Annotated in this window: 11 protein-coding genes; 7 read left to right on the top strand and 4 right to left on the bottom strand. The window is 36.6% G+C overall.

The window, feature by feature from the left end:
* Positions 1–56: 56 nt before the first annotated feature.
* Positions 57–299: a YtxH domain-containing protein gene (locus K8089_RS06720; protein WP_237602516.1), complete on the bottom strand. Its 243-nt coding sequence runs from the start codon at positions 297–299 to the stop codon at positions 57–59.
* A 303-nt stretch (positions 300–602) separates the two neighbouring features.
* On the opposite strand from K8089_RS06720, the gene K8089_RS06725 reads away from it, so the two are divergent.
* The 7 genes from K8089_RS06725 to K8089_RS06755 all read left to right on the top strand — a co-directional run bounded on the left by K8089_RS06725 (position 603) and on the right by K8089_RS06755 (position 11,748).
* On the top strand, positions 603–2,705 hold the full coding sequence (locus tag K8089_RS06725; RefSeq protein ID WP_237602517.1) for an elongation factor G: 2,103 nt from the start codon (positions 603–605) through the stop codon (positions 2,703–2,705).
* A 179-nt stretch (positions 2,706–2,884) separates the two neighbouring features.
* Complete coding sequence (locus tag K8089_RS06730) at positions 2,885–4,438, top strand: DEAD/DEAH box helicase (protein WP_237602518.1); 1,554 nt, start codon at positions 2,885–2,887, stop codon at positions 4,436–4,438.
* A 140-nt stretch (positions 4,439–4,578) separates the two neighbouring features.
* Complete coding sequence (locus tag K8089_RS06735; protein ID WP_237602519.1) at positions 4,579–5,925, top strand: DEAD/DEAH box helicase; 1,347 nt, start codon at positions 4,579–4,581, stop codon at positions 5,923–5,925.
* Between the two features lie 190 nt (positions 5,926–6,115).
* Complete coding sequence (locus K8089_RS06740) at positions 6,116–7,054, top strand: EamA family transporter (RefSeq protein WP_237602520.1); 939 nt, start codon at positions 6,116–6,118, stop codon at positions 7,052–7,054.
* Between the two features lie 368 nt (positions 7,055–7,422).
* Complete coding sequence (locus K8089_RS06745; protein ID WP_237602521.1) at positions 7,423–8,478, top strand: NAD(P)-dependent alcohol dehydrogenase; 1,056 nt, start codon at positions 7,423–7,425, stop codon at positions 8,476–8,478.
* A gap of 355 nt (positions 8,479–8,833) precedes the next feature.
* On the top strand, positions 8,834–11,047 hold the full coding sequence (locus K8089_RS06750) for a tetratricopeptide repeat-containing sensor histidine kinase (protein WP_237602522.1): 2,214 nt from the start codon (positions 8,834–8,836) through the stop codon (positions 11,045–11,047).
* Positions 11,048–11,085: 38 nt separating this feature from the next.
* Positions 11,086–11,748, top strand: a complete 663-nt coding sequence (locus tag K8089_RS06755; protein ID WP_237602523.1) for a response regulator transcription factor — start codon at positions 11,086–11,088, stop codon at positions 11,746–11,748.
* 3 nt (positions 11,749–11,751) lie between these two features.
* On the opposite strand, the gene K8089_RS06760 is transcribed toward K8089_RS06755, so the two are convergent.
* The 3 genes from K8089_RS06760 to K8089_RS06770 all read right to left on the bottom strand — a co-directional run.
* Positions 11,752–12,987: a gliding motility-associated C-terminal domain-containing protein gene (locus tag K8089_RS06760; protein WP_237602524.1), complete on the bottom strand. Its 1,236-nt coding sequence runs from the start codon at positions 12,985–12,987 to the stop codon at positions 11,752–11,754.
* 1 nt (position 12,988) lies between these two features.
* The gene (locus K8089_RS06765) at positions 12,989–15,730 is read right to left on the bottom strand and encodes an Ig-like domain-containing protein (RefSeq protein ID WP_237602525.1); all 2,742 of its coding nucleotides are present in this window, start codon (positions 15,728–15,730) and stop codon (positions 12,989–12,991) included.
* 214 nt (positions 15,731–15,944) lie between these two features.
* The coding region (locus K8089_RS06770) for a hypothetical protein (protein WP_237602526.1) at positions 15,945–17,686 on the bottom strand (1,742 nt) is incomplete at its 5' end.

Genomic DNA, 17,686 nt, shown 5'->3' on the forward strand with positions numbered 1-17,686 from the left:
TGAAGCATAAAAAATCCCGCAACTTGCGGGATTTTTACTTTCTAAAAACCAATATATTAATTGGTAATATCGTTTACTTCTTTCTTCGTAGAATTTTTTAGTTGGTCGTACTTTTCTGAAATGGTATCCTGTACTTCGCCAGCTTTTTCCTTTATTTTACTGCTCGTTTCGGTAGCTTTGTCTTTAAGTCTTTGTTTTTCTTCGGGCGTCATGTTTTTGTATTTCCAAAATGCAAATGCGCCGGCTGCTACTCCTAGCAATGCCAATATTCCTTTTCCTTTATTGTTCATGTTGTTCATTTTTTTTGTTTACGTGAAGATACGTTTTTGATTGGCTTCGCAATAATTTTGAAATGACTTTAGTATAAGTTTAATACTTATACTTTCAATTGTAAAAAATATTCACAATTTGTTCAACCAAAGCGGAGCTAAAAACGAAAAGTAACAATCTAAAAGTTTTATTAAAATAATTTCTTAAATTTAAGAATCAGAAAAACCCAATAATATATTTATGATTAACAAAATTTAAGCAAGTCCAAACTCCCAAAGAATTGTTTGGCGCATTGCATCTGAAAATAACATACTAACCAAAAACACAGACAGATGAAAATATATGACGACAAACACATTAAAAACGTAGTCTTTGTGGGTGCTCACAATAGCGGAAAAACCACGCTCGCCGAAACAATGCTTTTTGAAGCAGGCCTTATAAACCGCCGCGGAACAGTTGAAAACAACAACACAGTTTCAGATTACCACGACATTGAACACGAAAGAGGCAATTCTATTTTCGCTACGCCCTTGCACACCGAGTGGCGTAATTACAAAATCAACATTTTAGACACTCCAGGTTTAGATGATTTTATAGGTGAAATCGTTTCTTCTATTCGCGTTTCAGACACTATTGTTACCGTTTTAAACGGGCAATACGGCGTGGAAGTGGGCACCGAAATTATTTGGAACTACATCGATAAATACCACAAACCAACAATTTTTGTAATAAACCAAATAGACCATATTAATGCTAATTTTGAAGAGAGTTTCCAAAGCATAAAAAATTTGGTGGGTAACAATGCCGTAAAAATCCAATACCCTTTAATTGTCGACGGCGCGCAATGTATTATTGATGTGCTTAAAATGAAAATGTATAAATTTTCCCCAGAGGGAGGAAAGCCTGAAAAGCTGGAAATTCCCGACGATCAAAAGGAATTGGCCAACGAATTAAATAACGAATTAATAGAAAAAGCTGCAGAAAATGATGAAACATTGATGGAGCTTTTTTTTGATAAAGGAACTTTAAACGAAGATGAAATGCGGGTCGGCATCAAAGCGGGAATGCTGAATCAAGAGCTTTTCCCTGTCTTTTGCGTTTCGGCTATAAACGATATGGGCACGGGACGATTGATGGGGTTTATAGATAATGTAGCGCCTGCAGCTGCCGATTTAAAACCTGAACAAAGCATAGATGAAAAAGAAGTAAAAGCCATAAAGGATGGTCCAACAGCTTTATTCGTATTTAAAACGGTTTATCAGCAAAATCTTGGTCAGATTACTTTCTTTAAAGTATTGCGAGGCGAAGTGCGTTTAAACGACAAGCTTATAAATTCAAGAAATGACGAAACCGAAGTGATAAATCAACTTTTTATTATGGATGGAAAGGAACGCCAACCCGTTACTAAATTGACCGTGGGCGACCTCGGAGCCACGCTAAAGTTGAAATATACCGAAACCAACGATACGCTTTCTTCCCCAAAAGACACAATAGAAATAAAGCCTATAAAATTTCCGCAGCCAAGAGTTAAGAAAGCTATTTCGGCGGTAAATACAAAAGATGAAGAAAAACTAAGCGAAACATTAAAGAAAATTCACAGCCAGGATCCCACAGTTGAAATTTCTTTTTCTTCCGAAGCAAAACAGCTTATTCTTTCCTGCCAAGGCGAACTTCATCTTGCCACCATAGATTGGATTTTGAAAAATATTTACGGAGTGGAGGCACAATTTGAAAATCCAAAAATAGCTTTTAGAGAAACCATTCAGCGTTCTTCAACTTCAAATTATAGACATAAAAAACAATCCGGCGGTTCGGGTCAGTTCGCAGAAGTTCACTTAAAAATTGAACCGTGGTTTGAAGGTATGGACGAGCCGCAAGGTTTCAGTCTTCGCGGTAAGGAGGAAGTGGATCTTCCTTGGGGCGGAAAATTGGTTTTTTACAACTGCATTGTTGGTGGAGTTATAGATCAAAGGTATTTGCCGTCAATTATGAAAGGTGTTTTGGAAGTAATGGAATCGGGCCCGTTGGTAAATTCGTTTATTCGCGATGTGCGCGTCATGGTTTTTGATGGCAAAATGCACAATGTTGACTCAAACGATATTTCGTTTAAAATTGCAGGAGCACATGCTTTTAAAGAAGCTTTTTTAAATGCAAATCCCAAGCTTTTGGAACCAGTTTTAGAACTTATTGTAAAAGTACCCGAAGAAATGGTAGGCAATGTAATGACCGATTTACAAGCGCGTCGTTCTATGATTCAAGGAATAGAAAGTAACAATAATTATCAGATTTTAAAATGCTTAACTCCTGAAGCCGAGTTGTTTAATTTTTCAACAGATTTGCGCTCATTAACACAGGGTAGGGCAACCTTTAAATCGGCATTCGCTTCGTATCAACCGGTGCCAACTCACGTTCAAAAAGAATTGGTGAACAAATAAATTACTTTTGCGAATAAATTGCATTCCACGATTAAATTAGTCGTTCTTTTTTGTTTGCAATTGCGTCTAATTATGACACTTTTAAAGCGTACGAAAATTCTTTAACAATAATTTCATCAAATACGCTTTAAATACTTACAAAAGGGTGTATTTTTGCAATCCTGCAAAACTAAAATTTCATGACCGATATTCAAGACGCTGTACAAGAGAAAAAAACTGATAAAGAGCTATATAGCTACCAAAAAGGAGCCATTGACAAAATTTTTGACAAGTTTGAGACGGCACCAGACGATTACCATTTGCTGTACCAGTTGCCTACGGGTGGCGGAAAAACGGTTATTTTTTCTGAAATAGTTCGTCAGTATTTAAAGAACCATAACAAAAAGGTGTTGGTAATGACCCACCGCGTGGAGCTTTGTAAGCAAACTTCAGAAATGTTGACAAGTTTTGGGGTAGTGAATAAGGTTGTAAACAGTACCGCAAACCTTTCCGATCAAGCCAAATACAGCTGTTTTGTGGCAATGGTTGAAACTTTAAACAATCGTTTGAACGATAACAAACTGGATATTTCAGACATTGGTTTGGTTATTATTGATGAAGCCCATTACAACTCGTTTACAAAGCTTTTCAAATTCTTCGAAAAATCCTTTATTCTTGGGGTAACAGCAACGCCTTTAAGTTCTAATAGAAGTCTTCCTATGAAAGACAACTACCAGGAATTGATTGTAGGTGAAAGCATTGAATCGTTAATTGAAAATGAATTTTTGGCTGAGGTTGAGGTTTTTCAATATAATATGGGGCTAACCTCACTTGAAATTGGTTCTAATGGCGATTATACGGTAAAATCTTCAGATGATTTATACTCGGGTGTAGGAATGCTAGACCAATTACTACAGGCGTATTTAACGCATTCAAAAGGAAAGAAAACCTTAATATTTAATAACGGTATTAATACATCTATACAAGTGTATTACCATTTACGAGCCGAAGGTTTGCCGGTTATGCATTTGGATAATACGGCATCTAAAAAGGAACGAAAGCAGATTTTAAGATGGTTTAAAGAAACACCAGATGCTATTTTAACTTCGGTGAGTATTTTAACTACAGGTTTTGATGAACCAACAATTGACACTATAATCTTGAATAGAGCAACCCGTTCACTAACGCTTTATTTTCAGATGATTGGTCGAGGTTCGCGAATTTTGAATAATAAATCGAAATTTTCTGTAATTGATTTAGGAAATAACTACCAGCGTTTTGGTCCGTGGGAAGCGCCATTAGATTGGCAAGCAATTTTCCGTTCGCCAGATTATTATATGGATAGGTTGATGAGCGATGACGAATTGGAAAGTCATTTTAGATATGAAATGCCTGAAGAACTTCGAGCCGAATTTGCTAAAAGTGAAGAGGTTTATTTCGATATTAAAAAAACCTATACCGAAGCAACTTTTAAAGGCGAATCGTCTAAAGTTGTTTTAGAACGTTCCATTGAGCAGCATGCCTATATATGCATTGAAAACAGCGAAGATGTTTACGATGCTCTAGGTTTGGCAAAAATGCTGAATGATGATATTGACCATAGAATCGAAAAATACTCACAGTGCATAAGTAAAAGTACACATAACTTTATTAGCTGGTTAAAAGACGATTACCGTTTAAAATTGCGCAGTTATATTCGTGAAAATTTTGATGCCGTTTTTGAAGAAATCAACGGTTTTCCACCAGAAGATTAGGTTTATATTTTTTTAGAAGAATAGGCCAATGCGTCTCATTTTTATTGCCTTTCAATAATACAGAAGGTAAAAAAATCCACTTTTTACAATATTTAATTCACTAATTGACAAAGCATTATATTTGCACCAAATAGCCATCCATGGAAACATTCAACGAGCTTAAAATTTCAAAACAGCTGCAATATGCCATTACCGATTTGGGTTTTGAAAAACCAACGCCCATTCAAGCGCGATCGTTTTCAGTAATTATGTCGGGAACAGATATGGTTGGAATAGCGCAAACCGGAACTGGAAAAACCTTTGCGTATATGCTTCCTATTCTTCAAGATTTGAAGTTTTCGAAACAGGTTCATCCACGAATTATGATTTTGGTGCCTACACGAGAGTTGGTATTACAAGTAGTTGAAGAAATTGAAAAGTTTGGGAAATATTCGTCTATTCGTGTTGTAGGAATTTATGGCGGAACTAACATAAACCGTCAAAAAGAAGCAGTGGCTCAAGGTACCGATATAATTGTTGCCACTCCGGGTAGATTGTACGATTTAATTATTAGTAGAGCCATACAATTAAAGTCCATCAAAAAAGTGGTAATTGATGAAGTAGATGTTATGCTCGACCTCGGTTTTCGCTTTCAGCTAACAAATATTTTAGAATTACTTCCAGACAAGCGGCAGAATATTATGTTTTCGGCAACGATGACAGATGATGTAAATGTTTTTATTCACGAATTTTTTATTGCTCCAGTAACTGTTTCAGTGGCAGTTAGCGGTACGCCGTTGGATAATATTTCGCAATACGCGTATAAAGTGGAAAATTTTTATACCAAAGCAAATTTGTTAAAACTGCTACTTCAGAATGAAAAAGATTTTAAAAAAGTACTTGTATTTGTTCCGAATAAAAAAAGTGCCGATTTATTATTCGATATATTAGATGAATTCTTCGGAAGCGAAGTTGCTGTAATTCATTCAAATAAAACACAGAATTACAGAATACGTTCCATTGAAAATTTTAATACTGAAAAAACGCGAATTCTCGTAACTACCGATGTTATGGCACGCGGGCTGGATTTAGATTTAATTAGCCATGTTATTAATTTTGATACGCCTAACTTCCCCGAAAACTATATGCACCGCATTGGGCGAACAGGCAGGGCAGAGCAGGAGGGAACAGCCATTTTGCTGTATACCCAGAAGGAAGAAGCTGCTAAAAATGCCATTGAAGATTTGATGGATTTTAAAATTGAAGAACTTGATTTTCCAAAGGAAGTAGAAATTTCGAAACAATTAACCTACGAAGAGCAACCGCAAATAGTAGAAATTAACAATCCGAGTAATGTAGAAGTAGCCGGGCCCGCTTTTCACGAGAAAAAGGAGAAGAACAAAAAAGAAAACCAAGGAGGGTCCTACAAGCGAACCATAAAGCAGAAGTACAAAAAACCAAAGACCCGTGGCGATAAAAACTATAATAAACGCAAAAAAAGAAAATGAGTTTTACTTAAAAAATTAAGTTTCCAGAAAACTGCATTCTCTTAATTTACAAAATTCTCGCTCGAATAGTGGTTGATGACGCATTTAATCTTTCCTAATTTTAACTTTCGATTTTATACTATTTTTCCAAAACACTGAATCGAAATTTATATCTTCACAATCTTAAAAATTTAAAGCCACCCTTTTATACATGCCCAAAAACACAACGTTGGTTGTTCTCGCTTTTTTCTCCATTTATGTTATTTGGGGTTCTACTTATATGCTTAATAAAGTTGCAGTGGGGGAGTTGCCACCCTTTTTTTTGGCTTCTATACGGTTTACAAGCGCGGGGCTACTTATTTTTATTATTTCAAAAGCGATGGGGAAAAGCCTCGCCATTACCGGAAAACAATTTATAAACGCTTTTATCGTAGGATTTCTGTTTCTTTCTTTTGGCAACGGCGTAATTGTCTGGGCATTAAAATACGTGGACAGCGGTTTTGCCGCTTTAGAAATTTCTGCACAACCTTTAGTGGTTTTATTTTTAATGCGTATGCTGCAGGGCAAACCCATAAAATTAATGTCGATTGTAGGTGTGGCGTTGGGGATACTTGGAATCATACTCCTAGTTAGCCAGCAACAAATTATTGCAAAAGAAGGTACCGTTTTAGGAATGATAATGATTTTTGCTTGTATGCTCAGTTGGGCATACGGCAGTTTATTTGTGGGCAAGGCAGACTTGCCAAAAAACTTCTTTGTTAATACGGGTTATCAAATGTTTACGGGAGGAATTACTCTTGCTATTGCCAGTTTGTTATTTGGAGAAAAATGGATTGCTCCAAACCAATGGAGTGCATCTGTACAATGGAGTATGGTTTTGTTGATAGGCTTCGGAAGTATTGTAGCATTTACTTCTTTCAACTATTTATTAAAAACAGTTTCACCAGATAAGGTTGCTACTTCTACATACGTTAACCCAATAATTGCTTTATTTCTAGGATGGTTTATTTTAGATGAAAAAATTACCACCCAGTCTATTATTGCCGCTGCGGTGTTGTTAACGGGGGTTTACTTTATTACTACCACGCGCACCACGCTAACGCTTCCAAGGTTTTCGGGGAAAGTAAAACAGGAAAAACTGGATAAATAACTCTAAATAGCTATGAATTTTCATTTGTAGGAAAAGGAGTGAGTGTTCTTTCAATTTAATGACTTTGCTATGGCTTTGATATGGCTTATCTATGGCTTATCTACGGAGTAAACACGGATGAACCTTATGTTTGTTTTGGCGTTGATAAGTAATAAATTGGTTGTTGACCATTCCTAAAATATTGTCATGCAATCAAACCACAGAGTCAAAATTTAACTACCAACGATTTGTTAATTACTATTAACATTGCCTTAACCACAATTGTAGAGTGGTATAAATACCTTTACGTAATTCAAAAAAAAAGATACGCTGTCGGATTTCTGGTCTAGCGTTCATTCTATAAACTTAATTCATAACCAATATATTATATGGCTACAAGCACAAAAGCATATGGCGTACAAAGTGAAAAAGACAATTTAAAACCAATGGAAATATTGCGTAGAGACGTTGGCGATAACGATGTTAAATTAGACATTACGTATTGCGGCGTTTGCCATAGCGATATACATACCGCACGTAACGAATGGGGTGGTTCAAAATATCCCGTGGTTCCTGGACACGAAATTATTGGACGCGTAACAGCCATTGGCAAAAACGTAAAAAACATAAAAGAAGGAGATTTAGTAGGCGTAGGTTGTTTGGTAGATTCCTGCCAAGAGTGCGATCCTTGCAAAAAGAATTTAGAACAATTCTGCGAAAAAGGAGCCACTTTCACGTATAATAGTAAAGACAAGCATTTTAAGGGAAAACAAACCTTTGGCGGTTATTCCTCCAGTGTTGTGGTTGATAAAGAATTCATTTTAAATATCCCAGAAAATTTAGACGCAGCTGGCGCAGCACCCTTATTATGTGCGGGTATAACCACTTGGTCGCCACTAAAACATTGGAACGTAAAACAAGGTGATAAAGTGGGGGTTATAGGTTTAGGTGGTTTAGGGCATATGGGCGTTAAGTTTGCCAATGCTTTGGGCGCGCGGGTAGTTATGATTACCACGTCGCCATCAAAAGCTGAAGATGCCAAAAAACTAGGCGCACACGAAGTGCTTATAAGTAATGACGACGCAGAAATGGCAAAACACAAAGCCAGCTTCGATTTTATTTTAAACACCATTCCCGTAGGCCACAAAATGGATCCGTACATTAGTCTTTTAAAAATTGACGCCACAATGGTACTCGTGGGAGCCGTGGAACCATTAGAACCTTTTCATGGTGGCGGTATTATCTCGGGTCGTAAACGCATTGCTGGTTCACTTATCGGCGGGATAAAAGAAACCCAAGAAATGTTGGATTTTTGTGGAAAACACAACATTGTTTCGGATATTGAAATTATAAATATTGAAAATATAAACGAAGCTTATGATCGCGTTGTAAAAGCAGATGTAAAATATAGATTTGTGATCGATATGGCTTCACTCAAAAATTAGAATTCATCGTGTATAAGCTTTAAATGCGACCCTTCCCAGGTCGCATTTTTTAATTTGTAATGTAACTTCGCAATTATTGCAAATTTCTACAAACAGAAAACTAAACTTTAAAATTAGCAGCAACAAATAGAAGCAATTAAAAAGCATGCTTTAATTGAAATGTTCTAACTTGTTGAGAAATAGATAGGTATGCTTTCGGCAAAAATTTCTTTTAAACTAAGTATGTTTGAAGTTTTGACTATAGAGTGATTTTTTTATCTTTATAACAGTAATTATTTAAGATTCCTCATTGTTTTATGATAAAAAAACTCGCAATCTATTGAAGTTACCTCAATCTAAAATCTCCTCAATTTTTGTGTCTAATTTCACCGTGTGGTTAAAGACACTACTGTATTTAATCGCTATTTCATTTAGTTTTCATTGTTTAGGACAAACTAAACTGGATAGTATTTCCCAAGAAATAAATGATTTAAAAGCATCTTCGGCAAAAGCACAACTTCAGTTAAAAAGAGCGCTTCTTTATGATAAAAAGGATCGGGAAAAAGCGTTTAAAGATGCCGAAGAAGCTCTTTCATATTTTAAAAGTAAAGCCGATAAAGAAGGTGAAGTAGACAGTTATATAGTTATTGGAAATATAAATTTTCATAATAGAAACCCGAAAGAAGCGGCTCGTTTTGATTCGTTAGCGTTTGACTTAGCAGAAAAAATTTCATATAAAAAAGGAAGCGCAACTGCTTTGGGTAATTTAGCCAGAGAATTTATAATTACCGGAAATTTTAGTAAAGCAGAGGACCTATTAATCTCGGCCATTGAAAAGGAGCAAAGTTTGCGTCCGCAGGATCGGGATCGATTGGCAGAACTTTATAATCGAAAAAGTATATTAAATGCTAATCGTGGCGATTATTTAAGAAGTTTAGAGGCCATTGAGAAGGCCATGGATTTTGCCAATGGCAGCTCCAATAATATTTTACTCTCAAACGTGTATATTAATTATGCAAATGCACTTTCGCGGTTAACAAGATTTGATGAAGCTGTTAAAATGCATTTTAAGGTAATTAGACTCAACGAAAAAACAAATAATGAAATAGGTTTACTTAAAGCGTACAACAACTTAGGGATAGCATTTAAAAATGCTGGCGAATACGATAAAGCACTAGAATATTATACAAAGAGTTTTCAATTGGGTAAAAGTCTAAAAGACTATAAATCTATGGGGCTAACGGTAGTTAATATGGCTACGGTTTATAGTGCTAAAAAAGAGTATAGCGCCCTTGACACCCTTTACATACAGGGGATAAAATATTTTGAGGAAATTTCAGATTTAGGCGGAATTGCATTTGCAAACCACAATTACGGAAACTCCTTAGTTATTAGAAAAAACTATGTTGAAGCCGACAAGCATTTGCAAATAGCCTATACTTTACGAAAGCAAATAGGAGCAGACCTGGGCGCTGCCTCTTCGCAGGCAATTTTGGGCAGATCTGCTTTGGAACAAAACAAATACAAAGAAGCTGAATTAAATTTATTAGCCGCAGAGGCTGCTTTTCATGGTAAGAGTCGTGAAAATAATACTTTAAAAGAATTATACGGTCTTTTAAAAGATTTGTATAACCAAAAAGGGAACTATAAAAAAGCACTGCAATACCAAACGCAAGAGTTGGAACTGGAACGCACCCTTTTTACAGAAAACGAAAAAGTAAATACGCTTAAAACAGAAACCGCATATTTACTTGAAAAGCGCGACATGGCCATGGCGCTTCAAAATAAAAAACAACAATTGGTAAGAGACAGAATGGTTTTTGGCGGTGGAAGTGTTGTACTTATTTTATTATTGATTTCGTTATCGTTATGGCAGCGCAGAAAACAACTAAAAGAGCGCCATCAAGCACAAATTATAAATTTAGATCAGCAACATCTCATAACTTTAACACGCTCTTTAAAAAATGCAGAACAGGAAGAGCGCAAAAAAATTGCCCATAAATTGCACGATGAAACTGGGTCGATGCTTTCCATTGCATTACTGAATTTAAAGCAATTTCAGCAAGATGTTCCTACTATTAATACCAAAGCAGCGCAGAAATTAAATACCACCCAAAAGCTTTTAAGCGATATAAGTGAAAACGTGCGGGGCATTAGTCACACCCTTATGCCAATAGCGCTTGAAAAATATGGGTTAAGGCCTGCAATTCACGAAATGGTTACCGCCGTAAATACTTCGGAAAAACTTAAAATAGAAGAGGTTTTCGAAGGGCTCGAAGACACTAGCAATTGGAGTGAAGAATTTAATCTAACTGTTTATAGAATCGTGCAGGAAGTAGTAAATAATATAATTAAACACGCGCAAGCAAGCCATGTATTATTGCAAATTGTGGAACTGGAAGACTCTGTAACAATTTATATTGAAGATAATGGAAAAGGAATAGATACTGCGACAGGCGATAATTATTCGGGTTTACGAATGTTGAAAAGTAATGTGGAATATTTAAATGGTACTGTAGAAATTAATGGTGCGGATAACAAGGGTACCTTTATTTTGGCAGAGCTTCCCATCGAAAAGAAGATTAAGTAAGGTAAATTTATTTAAAAAGATAACTTAAAAAAAACATTTTGACACACAAAATCCCCAATCCTCAAATACGTGTGATTATAGCAGATGATCATCCGCTTATTGTAAACGGAATTACAGATATACTCAATAAAGACGACCGTTTTGCAATTATGGCTACTTACAACGATGGATCATCCCTTATGCAAGCTACCTTTTTGCCAGATGCAGATGTTCTGTTGTTAGATTTAAATATGCCAGGGAAAGATGGTCTTCAAGTATTGGAAGAAATTAAAAGCATGAACCTTAAAGTTCATATTTTGGTGCTCACGTCTTATTTTTCGAAGGAGCTTGCAGAGCAGTGCCAAGCGGTTGGTGCCCGTGGTTATATTTTAAAATCGAATAACCTGGATAGATTGATTGAAAACATATTGGAAGTAATTGAAGGAGGATCTGTATTTCCCGATTTTTCTAAAAAAACCGAAGAAGACCCCAGTGAGTTTACCTTTATGGATGAGTTTTTGAAAAAGTACAATCTTACCAAACGCGAAACCGAAGTTATACAAATGGTCTGCAAAGGTTATAACTCTAAAGAAATTGCAGATCAGCTATATCTATCTAGCTTTACTGTACAAACCCACCGCCGCAATATTTTCAGAAAATTAAATATTGAAGGCAATACTATTGCACTTTACAAATTTGCTTCGGCGCACGGACTGCTTTAATTCTTAATTTAAGTATAAAAACCCTGTTTGTTTGTGTCTGTTGCCTACGGCAGGATCGCCATATTCATAATTTAGAATATAAAAATAGGTTCCGGTAGGTAATCGATCTTTAGCCTTAACCGTAACTCGACCTGTTGAGGTTCCGTCAAATACATCGCCATCTGGACCATAATTATCAGTTTCAAAAACTTTTACTCCCCAACGGTTAAAAATTAACACATGCATATCGCGAGCGCAGTCGTCTGTTACATCAATACGAAAATAGTCGTTCATACCGTCTCCATTTGGACTTACGGCGTTGTATATGGCAAGGCTACTACAACCTAAAACTTCACCTTCTACTATTCTGGCGAAGGTAAAAACGCCATAGCCTGTTGCTACGGCTGTAACAGTTTGATTGTTTATATCTATTGCACCACCTTCATTAACCCACATATTGGTAGCTTCATCCCAGCGCACTATTGTTAATGTTTCTCTTTCTGCAGCGGAAATCATTGATTGTGGCGTTGTTACATCTCGCCATGATAAGGTGATTAAAACATCTTCTTTTGTGGATGATTCTTTTTCAATTGTCCAATATTCTTGGTTGTCTATTTCCAAAATTATCCCAGCTTTTAAATCGTGTGGATATAGGTCATTTGAATTTTCAAAATAAAACTTCCCTTCAAATACAGCCGTATTATTTACAGGCGCAGAAATTCCGCCAAAGCGATAGTAGCCTCCATCGCCAATAGGAAACGTAAATTCGGTGTCGCCAAATTTATTCACTTCACCATCAACGTGGCTATAATCTGAAGTATTAATATGGCTTGCATTTGTATTGAAAGTAATTTCTCCGCCAAAATTATCGTTATCCACGATGCCTTCAAAAAATTCTGTTTCTCCGCTTATGTCAATATTTCCATATAATTGAAAGGGAACAGTGGCACTTCTATTATTAAATAAAACATTGTAAAGGTAACTTATTTTTGAACCTCTGATTGCTTGATTAGAGTTTCCTACAAATCTGGTAATACCAGTGTTTTGGTAGAAGTCTATGGTGCCATCGTTATTGAAATGGCTATAGATAAAAGTATTCCCATCATTATAAAACGATCCGGTAGTTAGGTTATCAAAACGCTCTACGGTTGAAAATTTTGTGTTTTCACTAACATACAGCATTCCTTCGTTTGAAGTTTGGGCTTTTGAATATAAAGTAAAGAACAGTAGGGTAGCGATATATACTATAGATTTCTTCATATTAATTGCCTTTTACTTTTTGATAAATATGCGGGTTGGTAATCAATAATTTGCGCTTTTGAACGGTTACTGTTACTGTAGCTGTTTTACAGTTTGTAGGGTATGCAGTTTGGCAAATGGTATAAACAATGGTATAAACACCCGGTCTCGTGTTTGGTGCTAGAATTACATTCCCGGTATTTGAATCAACAGATAGTTGGGAAGTTGGAGTAGCCGTAATGATTACATCCTCTGGTACTATCTGATTTTCGTTGAGTGAATCGTTTTCTAACACACTGCTTAAAGTAGAACCATTTAAACCTTGTAAATACGTGGCTGTAAACGTATCGTCTTCTGCTATTAAGGGATTTGTATAACCATCATTACCGGCACTTACTACACCATTGGGAGTGACAGTTACCACAGTAGGGTCTGTTCCTTCTGTTAAAACATATCCAGCAGGTAGCGTAGTGATATCTACCTTTATGTTGATAGAACCTGGCGGCACATCATGTATAGTGTAAGTTCCATTAGTAGCTGTTGTAGCCGTCGGTTCATTGGTATTTCGATCTCCATTGTTATTTAAATCGGCATAAACTGTAACAGGATTGGTAAACCCTGTTTCAGTTCCGTTTTGAATTCCATCACCGTTTAAATCATAATATACTTTTCCGGTAACTTGACCTAAACACGCATTTACGCTACTATTTCTTGCACTAACATCTGCCTGACCTCCAGCTACGAGGGTAGGCACTCCGTTGCTATCGACTCCTCCAGTTATACTACCAGAGCTATCGAGATTAGAAGCTATAACAGTGCCATCACCTTCTAATGCGTCATAACAACCGTCTGCGTCACTGTCTCTATCTAGATGATTTGGCGTGCCATCTTCATCGGTATCGATGTTTGCATATAAGTCTGGTTTATTCACCCAATAAGTTTTTGGATTACAGGGTGAAAAAGACATGGAATGATTAGATGTGCTAGAGGCGGCAGATCCAAACCTAAAGCTCACCGAATTTGTTAAAGAATATACTGCTGATACCTGATGTTTAGGGTCGGTAGTAATCCCGTTTGTGGCATTTCCGTTACTAACGTAACCTTGTGAAAATCCATTTAAAATTGCTGAACCGTAATAAGGTTGATTATTAGAAGGTGTATCAATAATAACTCCGGTAGAGTGACCATCTTTAAAAGCCACAAATTCACTTACATCATTATCCATTGCGGTTAAAACATAACTATCTAGATCTGCCGGGTTATTTTGGCCAGATTTAACAAAATCAATTCTAAATTCAGTGTAACTATCGGGCGATGCATGTTCTATTTGAGGTTGAAAAGCGTCGTCATCTCCGGCGGTAGAACCTGGCACATCTAATTGTATTATTCTAGTATCGGTAGAGGAAACAATGGTTACAAGTGCATGTAAACCACCTGAACTAACGTTTTTATACCGGAATACATCGCCCACCTGTGGATTGTTTACATCTGCGCCCGATGAAAAAGGGTGGGGACCTTGACTTGTACCAAAATTAGGCTTAGTAACTGCACTACAATCTAGTAAATCTTGTTCGTCTGTATCTAAAATACCGTCGTTATCATCGTCTAAATCTTCTTCATCATGATATCCATCGCCGTCAGAATCTGGAATCACTCTAATCGTGACTCTTGCCGTATCGCAAGTTGCTGTATTTGGGCTAGGTAAACACAATTTATACTCAAAAGTATCAACACCCGTAAAACCAGTATTGGGTGTATAAATAAAGGTTCCATTCGAATTAAGATTTAAAGTACCATTATTTGGTCCTGAACCAGTTACAAGGCTGTAGGTAGAGTTAGTAGGAGTTGGGTCGTTAGTAGCCACATTTCCGTTATACGAGCTATTCCATTTCATTTTGTAATTGTCGTTTTTTGCATAAGACTGAAGTATAAAAAACTTACCGTCACCATGATCTGTTGTTGCAGCTGTAATCTGAACTCGTTTTATTAACGAACCTTCTGATGCAATATCTGTTAAATAAAACAAAGCAATACCAATTGTATTATTACCCTCTAAAACACGGTCGGACAGCCAATAATCTGAGTTAGGACTTGGTGGATTAAAGGCACCGCGTGTTCCTATATTTCCTGACGATCCTGTTCCTCCAAACCCCCATCTTGTTGAATCCTGATTTACAAAAGTTTGCCCTAATGATCGATCTGCACCGCCACCAGCTGGGGTTCCAAAGACTTCAATATGAAAACAGTTGTTAGCATTTCTTTCTGTTATAGCTACAATTCCACCACTATTTGAAGGAATGGCAGGATTATAAAATAGCGTTTGTCTTTGAGCGGTTGTATTTGTTGCGACAGCAGTAAAATTATCACACAAATTAGCACCGTTGGGGTTTGACTCAAAATAATGATTTAGGTTTTTATCTTGAAATGCGCCTAAGGCGGAAGATACCCAATTTGGACTTGTACTATTATTTACTACAATTGTACCATTTTTTCTAATATTGTTAGCATTTGGACTTGGGCCTTGTCTTGTTAACTCATAATTTGTTGGAACAGCAAATAATTTATATTCCTTGCCATCTACAGTTATGCTACGGATTGTAGCAGGGTCTGAACCAACCGTCTGTGTATCGCTCCATTGGAATCTAACCCCAGTTTGAATACTTGGCGCATTAGTTTGTGCAGCTATAGTTAGTATTGAAAAAACAATAAAAAATAACGATAGGTATAGCGATTTTGTATGAGAGAATCTTTTGCCGATTTCCATATCAGTGAGTAGGTTAATAATTCTTAATATACTATACAATTACTTCGTATTTTATAAGTTTATTTGATTGCTTAGTGTGTAATTATTTTTAGCTAATGTTTAAATAGGAACGCTTCATTGAACATTTTTACTATTTTAAAATAATCACTTTTTCATTAAACATTATTTTGTAGCGCTAGCTAATTTATAAGACACCTCTACAAATAATATTCTATTACTTAACTACAAATACTATAGTCATGAACGAAGCCTCTGTGGCATTGTTTATTATGTCATATGTTAATACGCCATTGGCATTTATAGAAACATTGGTGAATACATCTGTATCGTAATAAGTAATATAATAATATAAATCTGTTGGTCCTGGTACATTAGGTATAGCACTAGGCGCAGATGTACTACGAACTAGGGTTGGGTTGCTGGTTCCGGAAAATTGACCTAAATATTCTGAGTGCAAGTTTCTTGTGAAAGTCCCATTTACGGAAGTATCAAAAATAATAGGAGGCATATAAAAGAACTTCGGCATTGCTGCATTTACTTGTCTTAATGTACCATCGGCCTCTGCAACTACTAGCTTATCTAAAGTGCTTCCAGTTTGTAATCCGGCAACTGCTAATGTGTTTGTAGCATCGGTTGTAACTGTAGTTGGCTTAATAAGGTTGCCACCTAATTGTACTGCATCTGCTGTAGCATCTACATTTAAACCATTATTAGCTTGAACATCTAGAGCGTTGGTTGTTGCATTTTTCACTAAACCTACACCGGCCACATCATCATTAAGTTTGGCAGCGGTTACGTTTGTATCAGCAATGTCTGCAGTTTTTACTTCACCATCAATTATCTTATCTGAATTAACAGCGTTGTCTGCAAGCTTTGCAGTTGTAATTCCGCCATCGGTAACTTTTACGTTTGAGTTAACTAGGGTAGCACCTGTACCATTAGTTACTGTAATAGAAGTATCGCCGGCAGTAAGGTCTTTAGCATCGGTAATTGAAGTTGTAGTAATAGCTTTGTATGAAACTGAACCATCAGCGTTAACTGTAGCAATTTTATTTACATCAGCAGCATCAGCACCTAATTTATCGGCGGTAACATTTAAGTCTGCGATGTCTGCAGTCTTAACTTCACCATCGCCAATTTTAGCAGAAGTTACGGCGTTGTCTGCAAGTTTAGCAGTTGTGATTGCACCGTCTTTTACTTCAACTATATAAGGATCTGCTACAGTTCCCGTACCACTAACAACAGTGGTTGTACCATCCACTAATTGCGCTTGTAAAGTAGCTTGGTTTACCCATTCAACATCTCCAGCAGCATTAGTAATCATTACTTGGCCTGCAGTTCCTGCAACAATTTTTGTAGTTGTAACAGCAGCATCAGCAATGTCTGCAGTTTTTACTTCACCATCTCCAATCTTCGCAGAAGTTATAGCGTTGTCTGCGAGTTTTGCAGTTGTGATTCCGCCATCCGCAACTTGAATGCCTGCATCAGCTAATAGTTTATTAAGACCATCTGTTGCGCCGGTAAATTCAATTCCACCAGTAACAGTTAGATCACCTCTTGTTGTATTTATAGTTGTATTAATCTCTTCAATAGCAGCTTGAACATTAGTTGCAGTAAAGCCGTTTGTTGAATTATCGAAAGCAATAGCATCTGCATTGGTGTCGATGGTAGTTATCGTAGTCCCAGCGCCATCGGTAAATGTATAAACACCATCAACAACAGTTACCCTTGTAGTGTTGGCGTCTATAACAGTAGTTACACCATCCTCATCGATATAATTATATGTTCCATCACCATTATCAATTATTTTAGTAAGAGTCTCAAAATTTTTAATTACCGTTTCAAGATCGATGCTGGTTAGAACGCCGTCTTCGTCGGTGTACTCTAAGGTTTTTCCGTCAACGTTTAACGCAAGTGTTGTAAGCGTTTCGAGGTTTGAAATATCGATTGTTGTAG

Origin of the sequence: Aequorivita vitellina (assembly GCF_022008365.1) — a bacterium.
Classification (GTDB): Bacteria; Bacteroidota; Bacteroidia; order Flavobacteriales; family Flavobacteriaceae; genus Aequorivita; species Aequorivita vitellina.